This window comes from Kitasatospora sp. NPDC053308 (genome assembly GCF_055585785.1).
Window position 1 is genome coordinate 17,175 of sequence record NZ_JBVJJY010000019.1, and the last position, 16,978, is coordinate 34,152.

13 protein-coding genes are annotated in these 16,978 nt (G+C 72.9%); 3 read left to right on the forward strand and 10 right to left on the reverse strand.

What is annotated here, in order from left to right; translation table 11 throughout:
* Positions 1–29: 29 nt before the first annotated feature.
* The 4 genes from ACZ6Y7_RS30885 to ACZ6Y7_RS30900 all read right to left on the reverse strand — a co-directional run bounded on the left by ACZ6Y7_RS30885 (position 30) and on the right by ACZ6Y7_RS30900 (position 5,459).
* Positions 30–686 (reverse strand): thymidine kinase, encoded by a 657-nt coding sequence (locus ACZ6Y7_RS30885; protein ID WP_465761242.1) that lies wholly within the window; start codon positions 684–686, stop codon positions 30–32.
* Positions 687–747: 61 nt separating this feature from the next.
* The gene (locus ACZ6Y7_RS30890; protein ID WP_465761243.1) at positions 748–1,935 is read right to left on the reverse strand and encodes an alkaline phosphatase family protein; all 1,188 of its coding nucleotides are present in this window, start codon (positions 1,933–1,935) and stop codon (positions 748–750) included.
* A gap of 31 nt (positions 1,936–1,966) precedes the next feature.
* Positions 1,967–2,566 carry a DUF5998 family protein gene (locus tag ACZ6Y7_RS30895; RefSeq protein ID WP_465761244.1) on the reverse strand — a complete coding sequence of 200 codons (600 nt, stop codon included), beginning with the start codon at positions 2,564–2,566 and terminating at the stop codon, positions 1,967–1,969.
* Positions 2,567–2,657: 91 nt separating this feature from the next.
* Positions 2,658–5,459 carry a bifunctional acetate--CoA ligase family protein/GNAT family N-acetyltransferase gene (locus ACZ6Y7_RS30900; protein ID WP_465761323.1) on the reverse strand — a complete coding sequence of 934 codons (2,802 nt, stop codon included), beginning with the start codon at positions 5,457–5,459 and terminating at the stop codon, positions 2,658–2,660.
* Positions 5,460–5,701: 242 nt separating this feature from the next.
* Between ACZ6Y7_RS30900 and ACZ6Y7_RS30905 the strand changes: the two genes are divergently transcribed.
* Positions 5,702–5,983, forward strand: a complete 282-nt coding sequence (locus ACZ6Y7_RS30905; RefSeq protein ID WP_402223254.1) for an HPr family phosphocarrier protein — start codon at positions 5,702–5,704, stop codon at positions 5,981–5,983.
* Positions 5,984–6,087: 104 nt separating this feature from the next.
* Here the strand turns inward: ACZ6Y7_RS30905 and ACZ6Y7_RS30910 are convergent, their stop codons facing one another.
* From ACZ6Y7_RS30910 to ACZ6Y7_RS30920, 3 genes are all read right to left on the reverse strand, one after another.
* The gene (locus ACZ6Y7_RS30910; RefSeq protein WP_465761245.1) at positions 6,088–7,281 is read right to left on the reverse strand and encodes an RtcB family protein; all 1,194 of its coding nucleotides are present in this window, start codon (positions 7,279–7,281) and stop codon (positions 6,088–6,090) included.
* Between the two features lie 313 nt (positions 7,282–7,594).
* The gene (locus ACZ6Y7_RS30915; protein ID WP_465761324.1) at positions 7,595–8,959 is read right to left on the reverse strand and encodes a M16 family metallopeptidase; all 1,365 of its coding nucleotides are present in this window, start codon (positions 8,957–8,959) and stop codon (positions 7,595–7,597) included.
* Positions 8,960–8,979: 20 nt separating this feature from the next.
* On the reverse strand, positions 8,980–10,323 hold the full coding sequence (locus ACZ6Y7_RS30920) for a M16 family metallopeptidase (RefSeq protein WP_465761246.1): 1,344 nt from the start codon (positions 10,321–10,323) through the stop codon (positions 8,980–8,982).
* Between the two features lie 287 nt (positions 10,324–10,610).
* Between ACZ6Y7_RS30920 and ACZ6Y7_RS30925 the strand changes: the two genes are divergently transcribed.
* Positions 10,611–13,061, forward strand: coding sequence for a DNA gyrase/topoisomerase IV subunit A (locus ACZ6Y7_RS30925; protein ID WP_465761247.1), 2,451 nt, complete (start codon positions 10,611–10,613; stop codon positions 13,059–13,061).
* A 96-nt stretch (positions 13,062–13,157) separates the two neighbouring features.
* Complete coding sequence (locus ACZ6Y7_RS30930) at positions 13,158–14,060, forward strand: sucrase ferredoxin (RefSeq protein ID WP_465761248.1); 903 nt, start codon at positions 13,158–13,160, stop codon at positions 14,058–14,060.
* 107 nt (positions 14,061–14,167) lie between these two features.
* Here ACZ6Y7_RS30930 and ACZ6Y7_RS30935 read toward each other — a convergent pair whose 3' ends face one another.
* Genes ACZ6Y7_RS30935 through ACZ6Y7_RS30945 form a run of 3 tightly spaced genes read right to left on the reverse strand, consistent with a single transcriptional unit; the run spans position 14,168 to position 16,966 of the window.
* Positions 14,168–15,244 carry an ABC transporter substrate-binding protein gene (locus ACZ6Y7_RS30935; RefSeq protein ID WP_465761249.1) on the reverse strand — a complete coding sequence of 359 codons (1,077 nt, stop codon included), beginning with the start codon at positions 15,242–15,244 and terminating at the stop codon, positions 14,168–14,170.
* A gap of 38 nt (positions 15,245–15,282) precedes the next feature.
* A complete protein-coding gene (locus ACZ6Y7_RS30940) occupies positions 15,283–16,167 on the reverse strand; it encodes an ABC transporter permease (RefSeq protein WP_465761250.1) in 885 nt (294 codons plus the stop codon).
* On the reverse strand, positions 16,157–16,966 hold the full coding sequence (locus tag ACZ6Y7_RS30945; protein ID WP_465761251.1) for an ABC transporter ATP-binding protein: 810 nt from the start codon (positions 16,964–16,966) through the stop codon (positions 16,157–16,159). The genes ACZ6Y7_RS30940 and ACZ6Y7_RS30945 overlap by 11 nt, the downstream gene beginning before the upstream one ends.
* Positions 16,967–16,978 lie beyond the last annotated feature (12 nt).

The following is a 16,978-nucleotide window of genomic DNA, read 5'->3' on the forward strand; positions in this document are numbered from 1 at the left end:
CCTCGGCGTAGCGGGCGCGGACCCGGGGGTCAGACCTGCTGCTCCTCGAACGGCAGCACGTCCGGGGAGAGCACCGAGGCGCGGGCCGTCGCGGCGGTCAGCCGGCGGCGGTGGTGCCGGCGGCACAGCACCTCGTAGCCGACCTCGTCCTCGCTCACCGAGATGTCGCCGATCACCACCTGGGCGCCCTCGACCACCATCACCCCGCCGACCGTACGGGCGTTGTGGGTCGCTCGCGCCCCGCACCAGCACAGCGCCTCGACCTGCAGCACCTCCACCCGGTCGGCCAGCTCGATCAGCCGCTGCGAACCGGGGAACAGCCGGGTGCGGAAGTCGGTGGTGATGCCGAAGGTGTAGACGTCGATGCCCAGCTCGTCCACCACCCGGGCCAGCTGGTCGACCTGCTCGGCGGAGAAGAACTGCGCCTCGTCGCAGATCAGGTAGTCCACCCGGCCACCCGCCGAGAGCCGGTGCACCACGTGCGCGTGGAAGTCGAAGTCGTCCGTCACCTCGACCGCCTCGGCCCGCAGGCCCAGCCGGCTGGAGATCGTCGCGGCGCCCGCGCGGTCGTTCCGGGTGAGGATGACGCCCTGCCGGCCCCGCGCGGTGTGGTTGTGGTCCATCTGCAGCGCCAGCGTCGACTTGCCGCAGTCCATCGTGCCCGAGAAGAACACCAGTTCAGCCATGGGTGGGGCAAAGGCCTTTCACATCAGGGGAGTTCGGGCACAGAAGAGTCAACGGAGGGGATCAGCCGCGGACTTCGAGTAGCGGCACGAACTGCTCGACCGGGGTCATCGAGCCGTGCAGGCCGATCATCGCGGATTCGCCGGGCTCGTTGCGGGAGGCGACGATCGCGATGTCGCCGCGTGCCGCGGCGACCACGTCGCCGATCCGGCCGTACACCCGCTCGTCCACCGCCGGGCCGAACCAGCCCGCCGAGATCGCCTGGTCCCGGGTGGCGACCCACATCCGGTCGCCCAGCACCTCGCTCCACACCGCGTGCACGTCGGCCGCGGCCCCCGGCACCGCGTACACGTGCCGGGCCCGGCCCTCGCCGCCGAGCAGGGCGACACCGGCACCCAGCTCCCAGTCCTCGTCGAAGTCGATCCGGTCCTCCGGCGCGATGTCGATCATGCCGTGGTCGGCCGTCACGTACATCGCCGACCGCGGCGGCAGCCGCTCGGCCAGTCGGCGGGCCAGCCGGTCGACCGCGTCCAGGGTCATCCGCCACTCGTCGGAGTCCACGCCGAAGCGGTGGCCCGCGCCGTCCAGCTCGCTGACGTAGGTGTACACCAGAGCCCGGTCGTGCTCGGCCAGCCAGGAGGCCGCCAGGTCCATCCGCTCCTCGCCGGTGGTGCGGCCGTGGAAGGTGCCGCCGGACAGCGCCACCCTGGTCAGCGGGGTCTGGGCGAACAGCGGGGAGGAGACCTGCGCGGTCGCCACCCCGGCCCGGTGCGTCTGCTCGAAGACCGTCGGGTACGGCTGCCAGGCGTGCGGCTCGGTCGGCGGCTGCCAGCGCAGCTGGTTCATCAGGTAGCCGGCGCCCGGCACCGCCACCGTGTAGCCGGCCAGGCCGTGCAGGCCCGGCGGCGTCCCGGTGCCGACGGAGGCCAGCGAGGTCGCCGTGGTGGACGGGAAGCCCGCGGTCAGCGGACGGCCGCTGCCGCCCAGCGAGCTCCCGGCCAGCGAGGACAGGAACGGCGCGTACTCGGGGTGGCGCAGCAGCAGCTCCCAGCCGAGGCCGTCCACCAGGAACACCACCACCCGGTCCGCCGGGGCGATCGGCAGCGTCGCGGTGAACCCGGGCACGCCGAGGCCCGCCGCCACCGAGGGCAGCAGGTCGCACAGCGAACCGCTGCCGTACGGGGGCGCGGGAGCCGCGGCCGGGTCAAGGATCTCGAAGGCGTCGTAGCCGTCGGCAGGAACGAAGGACATGGAACCGGATTCGTAGCGGTGGGGGCGGCGATCAGACCCGCGGGCCGTTGTTGATCGTCGCGTCGGACAGCGCCCGGGCGAACACCAGGGCCTGGGCCACCGTCTCCGGGCCGTCGCCGGCCTCGCTCACCCGCAGTGAGAGGTCGTCAGCCGTCGCCGAGCCGGTGTAGCCGTGGTCCGCCTCGCAGTTCGGGTCCGAGCAGCCGGCCGGCTCCAGGTCCAGGCGCTGCACCGCGCCCCAGCCGATGGTCAGGACCACCTCGCGCGGGAGCGTGCCCGGGGTGTACGTCTCCGGGTTCGCCACCATCCGGCTCAGCACGACCGAGCCGATCCGGTCCAGCCGGACGCTCTCCGTCGACGTCGTCGCGAACGGCACCGAGGGGCTGCCCTCGGCCCCCGACTGCTCGTCGGTGTGGCTCACCACGAACCGGGTCGGGGTCAGCACCAGCACCGTCACGTGCCGGCGGACCTCGTTGGCGTCGAAGGTCGTCTCCTGGTGCACCAGGTAGGAGCTGATCGGCTCCGGGCCCACCGCGGACTCGACCGCCTCGGACACCAGGGCCGGGTAGTAGCCGCTGCGCTCGATCGCCGAGCGCAGGTCCTGAGTGGTGGTGGTACCGGTCTTCGCCATATCTCCATCCTGGCATGGTCCGCCGACGAAGCGGGCGGCGCGGCGCCGAGCTTCGGACAACAGCGCCCGGGCAGGGCGCAACCCAGGAAGGTTACAGCGTGCTCATCGCGCGCGGGCCCAGATCACTGCGGACGGGCAGGGGCGCGACCCGCACCCGCGCCCCCAGGATCGCCAGCCCGTGCGGGGCCACGACCACGGGTTCGAGGTCCACCGAGGCGATCTCCGGGACGTCGTCCACCAGCTGCGACACCCTGAGCAGCAGTTCCTCCAGAGCGCCGGTGTCCACCGCCTCCGCGCCCCGCCAGCCGAACAGCAGCGGCGCCGCCCGCACCTCCCGGATCAGCCCGGCGACGTCCTGGTCGGTGGCCGGAACCAGCCGGTGCGCCGTGTCGCCCAGCAGTTCGGCCGGCGCGCCGGCCAGGCCGAAGGACAGGATCGCGCCGACGGCCGGGTCGACCGTGGCGCCGATCACGGTGTCCACGCCGCGCGGTGCCATCCGCTGCACCACCAGCTCGGCCTGCGCGGCGCCACCGAGCAGCGCGTCCAGTTCGCGGTGGGCGCGGCGCAGACCCGGCTCACCGGTCAGGTCCAGCCGGACGCTGCCCAGGTCGGGGCGGTGGCGCAGGTGCGGGGCGGTCGCCTTCAGGGCCACCGGGTAGCCGAGCGAGGCCGCCGCGGCGAGGGCGGTGGCCTCGTCCGGGGCCGGGAGGGTCGGCGAGACGTCGATGCCGTAGTGGGCCAGCAGCGCGCGGGCCGCGGCGTCCGACAGGGTGATCCGGGCGCCGCCGGGCTGGGTGCGGGCGGCCGTGGCGGCCCGGGTGCTCAGCTCCCGCGCCACCAGGGCGCGGGCGCCCGGCTCGTCGATCCGGTCCAGCTCGGGGACGCGCGCGGTCTCCTCCGCCTCGGCCGTACGGCGGCGCCACTGCGCGTAGTGCACGGCGTGGCCGAGGGCCTGCACGGCCCGCTCGGGCGCCGGGTAGGCGGGGATGCCGCCGGGGCGCAGCCGGGCCGGCAGGTCGGTCAGCGCCAGGTGGGCGAGCACCAGCGGCTTGCCCAACTCCCGGGCACGCCGGCCGGCTTCGAGCAGGGCGGCGGCGATCTCCGGGTCGTCCGAGCCCATCGCCGGATCGTCCTCGCCGGTCAGCCGGCCGCCCATGAAGGCGTGCGCGGAGGTCCCGATCGGCGGGATGGCGACGGCGATCACCGCGTCCACCGCCGGGTCGGCGAGGGCGACGTCGAGGGCGATCCGGAAGTTCTCGCCGGTCGCGGCGGTGGTCAGGTCGACGGGTGTGCGCGGACGCAGGCCCGCGCTCAGCAGGGCGTCGTAGGTGAGCAGGCCGAGCGAGTCCGAGTTGCCGACCACCGCGACCCGGTCCCCGGTGGGCAGCGGCTGCAGGGCCAGCAGCTCGCCGGTGTCGTACAGCTCGGTGATGGTGCCGACCCGGATGACGCCCGCCTGTTCGAACAGCGCGTCGACGGTCGCGTCGCGCAGGGCGGTGGCGGTGGCCGGGACGGCGTGGCCGGGCGGCAGGCTGCCGGTGTGCCGGGCGCCCTTGACCACCACGATCGGCTTGGCGGCGGCCAGCCGGCGGGCGATCCGGGTGAACTTGCGCGGGTTGCCGAAGGACTCCAGGTACAGCAGCACCACCCGGGTGGCCTCGTCCTCCGCCCAGTACTGGAGGAAGTCGTTGCCGGAGACGTCGGCGCGGTTGCCCACCGAGGCGAAGGAGGAGACGCCGAGGCCGCGCTTGTGGGCGGCCTCCAGCAGGGCCACCCCGATCGCGCCGGACTGGCAGAAGATCCCGAAGCCGCCGCGGCCGGGCAGGCGCGGCGCGAGCGAGGCGTTCAGCGGGTGCGCCGGATCGGTGTTGATCAGCCCGAAGGCGTTCGGGCCGACCACCCGCATCCCGGCCGCGCGGGCCTGGCGGACCAGCGCCCGCTGCCGGTCCCGGCCCTCCGGACCGGTCTCCGCGTAGCCGGCGGTGACCACCACCAGGCCCTGCACGCCGTGGGCGCCGCACTCGGCGACGGCGGCCGGGACGGCGCCCTCGGGGACGGCGATCACCGCGAGGTCCACCGGCCCGGGAATGTCCAGAATCGAACGGTGCACCGGGACGCCGTCCAGTTCGCTGCCGGGCCGGGCGTTGCGGTTCACCGCGTGGATCGGGAACCCGGCCGGGGCTCCCGCCAGCAGGTCGCGCAGGATCGCCCGACCCACCGTCTGCGGGGTGCGGGAGGCCCCGATCACCGCGACCGAGCGCGGGGTGAGCAGCCGCTGCACCGAACGCGCCTCGGCGCGGTGCTCGCGGGCGCGCATCACGGCGAGCGAGCGGTCGGTCTGTTCGAGGTCGAACTCCAGGTGGACCACGCCGTCGGCGAAGCTCCGGCGCTGGGTGTAGCCGGCGTCGGTGAAGACCTTCACCATCTTCCGGTTCTCCGGCAGCACCTCGGCCTGGAAACGGCGGATGCCGCGCTCCTGGGCGACGGCGGCGATGTGCTCCAGCAGCGCGGAGGCCACGCCCCGGCCCTGGTGGGCGTCCTGCACCAGGAAGGCGACCTCGGCGTCCGTGCCGGTGGCGGAGGGGCGGCCCTCGGCGTCGATCCGGTCGTAGCGGACGGTGGCGATGAAATCGTCCCGGACGACCACCGCGAGGCCGACGCGGTTCACGAAGTCGTGGTGGGTGAAGCGTCGGACGTCCTTCGCGGAGAGCCGGGGGTAGGGGGCGAAGAAGCGGAAGTACTTGGACTGTTCCGAGACCTGCTCGTAGAACTCCACCAGGCGGCCCGCGTCGGCGGGCGTGATCGGCCGGATCCGGGCCGTACCGCCGTCGCGCAGCAGGATGTCGGCCTCCCAGTGCTGCGGATAGTCCGGTTGCTGCTCGGCGTTCGCCACCGCGGAGTCGTCCACATTCGTCAGGTTATCCGGCGGCGGGCCGGATGGCGCCCGGCTCGTGCGCACGGCAGGGTGGACGCAACCGGAAGCCGGGGGTTTATGCCCCGAAAAGAAACAATCACAACTCCTGAACGCGGCGCCTCACCGGGGTCGGCTGCGTGCAACACTGGTCTAGACAACATGGCCGCTTCCCCCGCTCCCCGAGCACGGCCGTGACCAGCTTCACCGGAAAGGCACGTCTCATGGCTGAGCGCCGCGTCACCATCGGTTGGGCCGAGGGCCTGCACGCCCGTCCCGCCTCCGTCTTCGTCCGGGCCGTCACGGCCACCGGCGTGCCGATCACCATCGCCAAGCCCGGCGGCAACCCGGTCAACGCCGCCTCCATGCTCGGCCTGCTCGCCCTGGGCGCCCAGGGCGGTGACGAGGTCATCCTGGCCTCCGACGCCCCCGACGCCGACCAGGCCCTCGACCGCCTCGCCAAGCTCGTCGCCGAAGGCCTCGACGAGCTCCCCGCCGCGGCCTGAGACCGCGCACCCACCCGATCGGGGTGCCACCGGATCCCCGGTGGCACCCCGATCTGCCGTGCTCGGCCCCCTGAGACCCGCCTTCCGCCGGACGGGCCCGTCGGTCAGCCCTTGACGCAGACGACCTGCTTGAGGTGCGCGACCACCTCGACGAGGTCCTTCTGCTGCTCGATGACCTTCTCGATGTTCTTGTAGGCGCCCGGGATCTCGTCCACGACGCCGCTGTCCTTGCGGCACTCCACGCCCGCGGTCTGCTCGGCGAGGTCCCGCGTGCTGAACCGCTTCTTCGCGGCGTTGCGGCTCATCTTGCGGCCGGCGCCGTGCGAGGCGGAGTTGAACGCCGCCTCGTTGCCCAGGCCGCGGACGATGTAGGAGCCCGTCCCCATCGACCCCGGGATGATCCCGAGGTCTCCGGAGCCGGCCCGGATCGCGCCCTTGCGCGTCACCAGCAGCTCGACGCCCTCGTACCGCTCCTCCGCCACGTAGTTGTGGTGGCAGCTGATCACCTCGTCGAAGCCGACCTCGGCCTTGGCGAACTCGCGCCGGACGACGTCCTGGAAGAGCGCCATCATGACCGCGCGGTTGTGCTTCGCGTACTCCTGCGCCCAGAAGAGGTCCTGGCGGTAGGCCGCCATCTCCGGGGTCTTCGCGAGGAAGACGGCGAGGTCCCGGTCGATCAGGCCCTGGTTGTGCGGCAGCGAGCGGGCGACGCCCATGTGGTGCTCGGCCAGCTCCTTGCCGATGTTGCGGGAGCCGGAGTGCAGCATCAGCCAGACCGCACCGGTCGTATCGACGCACAGTTCGATGAAATGATTTCCTCCGCCGAGCGTCGCCATCTGCTGCATCGCCCGCTCGCGGCGCCACTTGACGTCCTCCGCGATGCCGTCGAAGCGCTGCCAGAAGTCGTCCCAACCCGTCGTACGGAAGCCGGGCAGCTTGGCCGGGTCGACCGGGTCGGTGTGCAGGCCGCGGCCGACCGGGATGGCCTGCTCGATCTTGCTGCGCAGGCCGGAGAGGTCGTCCGGGAGGTCGTCGGCGGTGAGCGAGGTCTTCACCGCGCTCATCCCGCAGCCGATGTCGACGCCGACCGCCGCCGGGCAGACGGCGTCCTTCATCGCGATCACGGAGCCGACCGTCGCGCCCTTGCCCAGGTGGACGTCGGGCATCACGGCGAGGCCGCGCAGCCAGGGCAGCGAACTGATGTTGCGCAGCTGCTGCATGGCCGCGCCCTCGACCGTCGCGGGATCGGTCCACATCCGGATCGGGACCCGGACGCCGGGGATTTCGGTGTACGACATGGGTGAACGACCTCCAGGGGTCGAGTGGTTCGAGGACATGGGGTGCCACGCGACAGCGAGCCCGGCGCGGCTCGGGGAAGTCCGGGGGTGGGGCTCAGAGGCCCAGGGCGACACGGGGGGAATACGGCCTTGGGGAGCGTCGTCGCATCACTCGCTCGACCCGCATGGTGACCGCCTCCCTTCCCGTTCGTCGCAGTTCGCACGTGCTGTGCGTCGGGGAACATCTATCCACGGAACCCGAGCGGCCCGCAAGGGATTTAGAACGGCGACGGCCCGGCGGAGCGGGTGCTCCACCGGGCCGGAGGGACCGGGGTCAGCTGACGACGGTGACCTCGCCGATGCCGAGCGCCCGCACGTCGTCCGCGATCGTGGCCGCGTCGCCGACCAGCACGGTGACCAGCCGGTCCGGCGGGAAGGCCGCGACGACCGCCTCGGTGGCGGCGGCGGCGGACAGTTCGGCGAGCTGCCGGTAGATCTCGGCCTGGTAGTCGTCCGGCAGGTGCTGCTCCACCTGGTCGGCCAGGGTGCCGGCCACCGAGCCCGCGGTCTCGTACTTCAGCGGGGCCACGCCGACCAGGAACTGCACGGCCTCGTCGCGCTCGGCCTCGGTGAGGCCCTCGGCGGCGAGGGTGCGCAGGATGGTCCAGGTGTCGGCGAGCGCCGGGGCGGTGGAGGCGGTGTCCACCGAGCCGCTGATGGCGAGCAGCGAGCGCCCGCTGCCGTCGGCGGCGGAGCGCAGCGGCTGGGCGAAGGCCCGGACGCCGTAGGTGTAGCCCTTCTCCTCGCGCAGGACGCGGTCCAGGCGGGAGGTGAGGGTGCCGCCGAGGCAGTAGGTGCCGAGGGTCTGGGCGGCCCAGACCGGGTCGTGGCGGTCGGGGCCGATCCGGCCGATGAGCAGCTGGGTCTGGACGGAGCCGGGGCGGTCCACGATGACCACGCGGCCGTGGTCGTCGCCGGCGACCGGGGCGTGCACCGAGGCCTCGGCGGCCGAGCCGGTCCAGCTGCCGAGGGTGCTCTCCAGGAGGGCGGGCAGGTCGACGCCGGTGAGGTCGCCGACCACGACGACGGTGCTGGTCGCGGGGCGCACGTGGGCGTCGTAGAAGGCCTTGACGGCGGCGCGGTCGATCGACTTGACGGTGTCGGCGGTGCCGGAGCGGGGCCGGGAGAGGCGGTCGGCGGCGTCGAACAGCTCGGCGTAGAGGGCCTTGGCGGCGCGCCGGGCGGGGTTGGCCTGCTCGTGGACGATCTCGTCCAGGCGGTTGGCGACCAGCCGCTCGATCTCGGCCTCGGGCAGCGCGGGCGCGCGCAGGGCGTCGGCGAGCAGGGAGAGGCCGCGCTGGAGCCGGGAGGCGGGGACCTCCAGGGAGACCCGGATGCACGGGTGGTCGGCGTGCGCGTCCAGGGTCGCGCCGGCCCGCTCCAGCTCGCCGGCGAACTCCTCGGCGGTGAGCGTGTCGGTGCCCTCGTTGAGGGCGCGGGCGAGGATCGCGGCGACGCCGTCCAGTCCCTCGGGCTCGGCGGCGAGCGGGGCGTCGAGGAGGACCTCGACGGCGACCAGCTGCTGGCCGGGCCGGTGGCAGTGCAGCACGGTGATCCCGTTGCCGAGGGCGGTCCGCTCGGGGGCGGGGAAGGCCCACGGGCTGGGGGTGCCGGGCTGCGGCTGCGGGTGGAACGTCATGGCGGGGACGTAGTCGGTGCTCATACGGCGGCACCCTCCTCTTCGGAAGCGTCGGTGTCGGCGTCGGTCTCGGCGGCGGTCGGCTCGTAGACGAGGACGGCCCGGTTGTCGGGGTGGAGCCGGGCCTTGGCGACGGCCTGGACCTCCTCGGCGGTGACGTCGAGGACCTTGGGGAGGGCGTCGTTCAGCAGCTTGGGGTCGCCGAACAGGACGGCGTAGCGGCAGAGTTCGTCGGCGCGGCCGGCGACGGTGGTGAGCCGGTCGAGCCACTCGCGCTCGATCTGGGCCTGGGCGCGCTCCAGTTCCTCGGGCGTGGGGCCCTCGGCGGCGAAGCGGGCGAGCTCCTCGTCGACGGCGGCGTCGATCTGCGCGATGGTGGCGTCGCCGGAGGTCTTGACGTCGAGCCAGCCGAGGCTGGGGGCGCCGGCCAGGCGCAGCAGGCCGAACCCGGCGGCGACGGCGGTGCGGTCGCGGCGGACGAGCCGGTTGTACAGCCGGCTGGACTCGCCGCTGCCGAGGATGGTCAGGGCGAGGTCGGCGGCGTCGGCCTCGCGGGTGCCGTCGTGCGGGAGGCGGTAGGCGGCCATCAGGGCGCGGGACGGGACGTCCTCGTGGATCTCCTCGCGGATCTCCCGGCCGATGGTGTCGGGGAGTTCGCCGGAGCGCGGCGGCTGCTTGCCGTCGTGGGCGGGGATGGAGCCGAAGTACTTCTCGACCCAGGCGATGGTCTGCTCGGGGTCGATGTCGCCGACGACGGACAGCACGGCGTTGTTGGGCGCGTAGTAGGTGCGGAAGAACGTGCGGGCGTCCTCCAGCGTGGCCGCGTCGAGGTCGGCCATGGAGCCGATCGGCGTGTGGTGGTACGGGTGGCCTTCGGGGTAGGACAGCGCGGTGAGCTTCTCGAAGGCGGTGCCGTACGGGACGTTGTCGTAGCGCTGGCGGCGCTCGTTCTTGACGACGTCGCGCTGGTTCTCCATGGAGGCGTCGTCGAGCGCGGCGAGCAGCGAGCCCATCCGGTCGGCCTCCAGCCAGAGGGCGAGCTCCAGCTGGTGGGCGGGCATGGTCTCGAAGTAGTTGGTGCGCTCGAAGCTGGTGGTGCCGTTGAGCGAGCCGCCGGCGCCCTGGACCAGTTCGAAGTGGCCGTTGTTGGAGACGTTGGCGGAGCCCTGGAACATCAGGTGCTCGAAGAGGTGGGCGAGGCCGGTGCGGCCCTTGACCTCGTGCCGGGAGCCCACGTCGTACCAGAGGCAGACGGCGGCGACCGGGGTCAGGTGGTCCTCGGAGAGGACGACGCGCAGCCCGTTGGCCAGGCGGTGCTCGGTGATGGCGATGCCTCGGCTGGAGGCGGGGGCCGGGTTGGCCATGCGCTCGGGTCCTTCCCGTCGTCGATGTCGGGGGTTCGTGTGGCGTCCCCCATTGTGGTGCAACGTGCGGGAGCCGTGTTCGTGTCCGCGCGGACCGGGTCGTTCGCCAGGGGCGGAAGAGGGCCGCTGACCGGGAGTGTCGGCGCGAGGGTCCACAATGGGGGCGCCGTGCCCTGTCGGCCGTCCCGGTTGACGGGTCCGGCGGCGGTACGGCGGAGACCGGCCGACGACCGACCGACGACCGACCGAGACACACAGCCAGCGACACGTAAGGGAGCCCCGCCGCGATGGCCCGCCGCAGTTCGCAGACCCCGCCGCCCGGAGACTTCGAGGAGCGGATCCTCGACGTCGACGTCGTGGACGAGATGCAGGGCTCCTTCCTGGAGTACGCCTACTCGGTGATCTACTCGCGGGCGCTGCCCGACGCGCGGGACGGTCTGAAGCCGGTGCACCGCCGGATCCTGTACCAGGCCAACGAGATGGGCCTGCGCCCGGAGCGCGCGCACGTGAAGTGCGCCCGCGTGGTCGGCGAGGTGATGGGCCGGCTGCACCCGCACGGCGACCAGTCGATCTACGACTCGGTGGTGCGCATGGCGCAGCCGTTCTCGATGCGGCTGCCGCTGATCGACGGGCACGGCAACTTCGGTTCGCTGGGCAACGACGACCCGCCGGCGGCGATGCGCTACACCGAGTCGCGGCTGACCGCGGCGGCGATGGCGATGGTGGAGTCGATCCACGAGGACACCGTCGACTTCGGCCCGAACTACGACGGCAGCGAGCAGGAGCCGCTGGCGTTGCCGGCCGCGTTCCCGAACCTGTTGGTGAACGGTGCGACGGGCATCGCGGTGGGCATGGCGACGAACATGCCGCCGCACAACCTGTCCGAGGTGGTGGCGGCCGCCCGGCACCTGATCAAGCACCCGAACGCGGACCTGGACACGCTGATGCGGTTCGTCCCCGGTCCGGACCTGCCGACCGGCGGGCGGATCGTGGGCCTGTCGGGGATCCGGGACGCGTACGAGTCGGGCCGCGGCACGTTCAAGATCCGGGCGACGGCGACGGTGGAGGCGGTGACGGCCCGCCGCAAGGGCATCGTGGTCACCGAGCTGCCGTTCAACGTCGGCCCGGAGAAGGTCATCTCGAAGATCAAGGACCTGGTCAACGCGAAGAAGCTGCAGGGCATCGCGGACGTCAAGGACCTGACCGACCGCGAGCACGGGCTGCGGCTGGTGATCGAGGTCAAGAACGGCTTCGTGCCGGAGGCGCTGCTGGAGCAGCTGTACAAGCTGACGCCGATGGAGGAGACCTTCGGCATCAACAACGTGGCGCTGGTGGACGGGCAGCCGCTGACGCTGGGCCTGAAGGAGCTGCTGGAGGTCTACGTCGACCACCGCTTCACCGTGGTGCGCCGGCGCAGCGACTTCCGCCGCCGCAAGCGGCAGGAGCGGCTGCACCTGGTCGAGGGCCTGCTGGTGGCGCTGCTGGACATCGACGAGGTCATCGCGATCATCCGGTCGAGTGACAACGCCCAGCAGGCGAAGGAGCGCCTGATGGAGCGCTTCTCGCTGTCGGACACGCAGACCGCGTACATCCTGGACACCCCGCTGCGCCGGCTGACCCGCTTCGACCGGGTGGAGCTGGAGCAGGAGCAGGCGAAGCTCAACTCGGAGATCGCGGACCTGACCGAGATCCTGGAGTCGGACGGCAAGCTGCGCAGCGTGGTCTCGTCCGAACTGGGCGCGGTGGCCAAGCAGTTCGGCACCGAGCGGCGGACGGTGCTGTTGGAGGCGGGCGCGGCGCCGGCGGCGGCGCTGGCGGTGCCGCTGGAGGTCGCGGACGACCCGTGCCGGGTGCTGCTGTCCTCGACGGGCCTGCTGGCGCGCACCGCGGACGGCGAGCCGTTCGAGCTGTCGGAGGAGCGTTCGAAGCACGACGTGATCGTGTCGGCGGTGCACGCGACGGCGCGGGCGGACGTGGGCGTGGTGACGTCCGCGGGCCGGGTGCTGCGGCTGCCGGTGATCGACCTGCCCGCCCTGCCGCCGACGCCGTCGCCGAACCTGGCGGGCGGTGCCGCGGTGGGCGAGTTCCTGCGGCTGGAGGCCGGGGAGCGAGTGCTGGCGCTGACCACACTGGACGAGTCCTCGCCGGGGCTGGCGCTGGGCACCGTGCAGGGCGTGGTGAAGCGGGTGGTGCCGGAGTGGCCGGCGAACAAGGACGAGTTCGAGGTGATCGCCCTCAAGGAGGGTGACGAGCTGGTGGGCGCGGTCGAACTGCGCACCGGCGAGGAGGACTTGGTCTTCATCACCTCGGACGCGCAGCTGCTGCGCTACCCGGCGGGCCAGGTCCGTCCGCAGGGCCGCCCGGCCGGCGGCATGGCGGGCATCAAGCTCGCCGACGGCGCGCGGGTGCTGTCGTTCACGGCGGTGGATCCGGCCGCGGACGCCGTGGTGGTCTCGGTGGCGACGGCCTCGGGCACGCTGGCGGGCGGCGAGCAGACGACCTGGAAGGTCACCCCGTTCGAGCAGTACCCACGCAAGGGCCGCGCGACCGGCGGGGTGCGCTGCCAGCGCTTCCTGCGCGGCGAGGACGCCCTGTCCTTCGCGTGGGCGGGCGCCGCCCCGGCGCGCGCCGCCACGGCCAAGGGCGCCCCGGTCACCCTGCCCGAGCGCGACCCGCGCCGCGACGGCTCGGGCACCCCGGTCACCACTCCGGTCGCCGTGGTCGCCGGCCCGGCGTGACGGCGGACGGAGGGAGGGGCGCCCGTGCGGCGTCCCTCCCTCCGTCGTCTCCGGGGCTCGACGGCCGGGTGATCCGGTGAGGGTAGCCTTTCCCGCGTGAGCACCTGTGCGACCGTGTCGCGTGAACTTTCGGAGCCGCTGGCCGCGACGGCGGCGGTGGCGACCACCTGGCTGCTGGTGGAGCAGAACGGGCCGTGGGGTGCCAAGGCCCTGGCCGAGAGCCATCTGGACCCGGCGGTCGGGCGGGCGCTGGAGGCCGCCACGGCGGGGACGGCCGTACGAGTGGCGCTGATCCGACGGCCCGGGCGGCACGCGGACTGCCTGCCGACGGCGCGGCACGAGGTGATCGTGGCGCACACGGTGCCCGGCCGCGGCTGGGTGCGCCGGGCACAGGTGGCGGATCCGGCGGAGCTGTCGGCGCTGGACTTCGCGGCGCTGGGCGCGGGTGACCACACCGGCTTCGGCGCGGAGCACGTGGGCGGCCCGGTGGCCCTGGTGTGCACCAACGGGCGGCGGGACCGCTGCTGCGCGCTCCTGGGGCGTCCGCTCGCGGCGGAGCTGGCGGCGGCCGGGCACAGCGAGGTGTGGGAGGTGACCCACCTGGGCGGGCACCGCTTCTCCCCCACGATGCTGGTGCTGCCGTACGGCTACGCGTACGGGCGGCTGACCGCGGAGAGCGCCAAGGAGGTGCTGGCGGCGACGGCGGCCGGGCACATGGTGCCGCAGTGGTCGCGGGGCTGCTCCGGCTGGGACCGCCCCGGTCAGGCGGCCGAGCACGCGGTGCGGGAGCTGATCGGCGAGACCCGGGTGGACGCGCTCACGCTGGCGCAGCGGCCGGACGGCGAGGGCCGCTGGCTGGTCGGGGTGCTGCACCGGGACGGCCGGGCCTGGGAGGTGGACGTGATCGAGTCGGCGAGCGAGCCGCCGCGTCCGGAGAGCTGCGGCAAGGCGGCCGGGACGCCGTCGCGGATGGACGTGCTGAACGTCCGGGGCGTGTGACGCGGGCGGGGCGTGTGACGCGTCCAGGGCGTGTGACGCATCCGGGGCGTGTGACGCGGGCGGCCCCGCGCCCGTGGGGGTGAGCGCGGGACCGCGGCGGCGGGGGCTCAGCCGGTGGCCTTGCCGACGAACTCGGTGGTGTACGTCTTCGACAGGTCGATCGACCCCTCCTTGCCCTTGACGTCCGGGTGGAACGCCGCGAGCACCGCGAGCACCGTCCCCGGCCCGTCGGGCGGCATCACGCCGTCCGTGGTGAACATCGGCAGCGTCGCCTTGATCGCCGCCGCGTACTGCTCGGCGCCGCCCTGCGCGTAGTCGGCGGGCATCTTCGCGGCGATCTCCTCGGGGGTGTGGGTCGACATCCACTTGAGGGTCTTCACGAAGGCGTTGGCGAGCTTCTGGGTGGTGTCCTTGTTCTTCGCCACCCAGTCGGTGTTCATGTACAGCGAGGACGACGGGTACAGCCCGCCGAGCGCCTGGCGCGAGCCCTCGGGGGTGCGCATGTCGTAGAGGACCTTGCCGAGGCCCTTGTCCAGGATGGTGGCGACGGTCGGGTCCGTGGTCATCCCGGCGTCGATGCTGCCCTGCTGGAGCGCGGCGATGAAGGTCTGGCCGGCGCCGACCGCGATCGGGCTGAACTCGCTGACGGCGGTGCCGTTCTTGACCGCGAGGTACTTGGTGAGGAAGTCGGTCGAGGAGCCGATGCTGGTGACGCCGAGCTTCTTGCCCTTGAAGTCGGCACCGGACCTGAGGGCGTCGGCCTGCTTGGTGGAGACCACCTCGACCTCGCCGGGCGCCTGGGCGAACTGCACCACGGACTGGACGTTCTTACCCTTGGCCTGCAGGTCGATGGTGTGGTCGTAGAAGCCGACGGCGCCCTGGACGTCGCCGGCGAGCAGGGCGGTGGTGGCGTTGACGCCGGCCGGCTCGGTCATCAGCTCGACGTTGACGCCGGCCTCGGCGAAGTAGCCGAGCCGCTGGGTGAGCATCGCGGGCAGGTAGATGACCTTGTCCAGGCCACCGACCATGATCTTGACCTTGGGGCCGTCGACCTGCTGCCCCGGCGGGGCGGCGACCGCGCCGTGGCTCGCGGTGGCGGCGTCGTTGGCGCAGGCGGAGAGCGGGAGGAGCAGCAGGGCGGCGAGGGCGGCGGCGAACGCTCTGCCGGTCGGGTGGGGGCGCATGGGTGGGGGTGCCTCTCTCTTCTTACCGGCGGGGGGAGTCAGCGGCCGTCGCCCGCGTCGGCGGGCTTCCAGCGGAACAGCTTCTTCTCGGCGAGGGTCAGCAGGCCCTCGGTGAGCAGCGCGACGACGGCGAGGATGGTCATGGCGGCGTACACGCCGGCCGCGTTGAACGTGCCCTGGGCGGCCGCCACGAGCAGGCCGAGGCCCTTGGTGGCGCCGATGTACTCGCCGACGATGGCCCCGATCAGGGCGAAGCCGAAGCTCACGTGCAGGCTGGTGAAGATCCAGGTGGTGGCGGCGGGGATGACCACCTGGAGGGTCACCTTGCGGTTGTCGGCGCCCAGGATGCGGGCGTTGGCGACGAGGTTGCGGTCCACCTCGCGGGCGCCCTGGAAGGCGTTGAAGAACACCGGGAAGAACACCAGCACCACGGCGGAGGCGACCTTGGAGGCCGGGCCGAGGCCGAACCAGATCAGGAAGATCGGCGCGAGCACGATCCTCGGGATGGCGTTGAGCACCTTGATGTACGGCCCGAACACGTCGGCCAGGAAACGGATCCGGCCGAGCGCGATCCCGAGCAGCACACCGCCGGTGACGCCAATCACCCAGCCGGTCAGGGCCTCGTAGAGGGTGTAGCCGATCTGCTCGCCGAGCGAGCCCTGCGCGGTGCCGTGGGTGATCCACTGCCAGATCTGGTCCCAGATCCTCGACGGCTGCGAGAAGTTGAACGGGTCGATCACGTCCGTACGGGCGCAGACCTCCCAGAGCCCGAGGAAGGCGGCCAGGACCGCGACCCTGGCGCCGTAGACGCCCAACTTCCGGTTGCGGGCGGCCCGTTCGCGGGCCTCGGTTCTGCTGGTGACGGCCGGGGGCTGCTCCCCGGCGGCGGGCGACGCGGTCTCGGACGCGGTCTCAAGCGGCACGACCCGCTCCTCTCTCCCGGGTGATGCGCACCTCTTCGCCGAGCGAGGCCCAGATCTCGCGGTACAGCTCGACGAACCTCGGTTCCAGCCGCACGGCCTCCACGGTGCGCGGTCGTGGCAGGTCGACGGTGAAGACCTCCTTGACGGTGGCCGGGCCGGCGGTCATGACGACGACCCGGTCCGCGAGCGCGATGGCCTCGTCCAGGTCGTGGGTGACGAAGACGACCGAGGAGCCGGTGCCGGCCCACAGCTCCAGCAGCTGGTCCGACATGAGGGCGCGGGTCTGCACGTCCAGCGCCGAGAACGGCTCGTCCATCAGCAGGATCGCCGGGTCGTTGACGAAGGTCTGGGCGAGCGCGACGCGCTTGCGCATGCCGCCGGACAGCTGGTGCGGATAGCGGTCCTCGAAGGCGGCGAGACCGACCCGGCCCAGCCACTCCCGGGCCCGTTCCCTGGCCTCGGCGGCGGGCACGCCGCGGAAGCGCGGGCCGGCCATGACGTTGGACAGGACCGTGCGCCAGGGGAAGACGGCGTCCTGCTGGAAGACGAACCCGACCTTCGGGTCGATCCCGCGCACGGGCTCGCCGTACACCCGGACCTCGCCCTCGGTGGGCTCCTCCAGGCCGCTGACCAGGGTCAGCGTGGTCGACTTTCCGCAGCCGGTGGGTCCGACGACGGCGACGAACTCGCCCTGGGCGACGGTCAGATCGAGATCGCGGACGGCGGTGTGCAGGGCCCCGGACGGGGTACGGAACCGTTTCGTCGCGCCGGTCAGCTCGATCGCCGGGGTTGTGCTCATTCGATCCTCCCG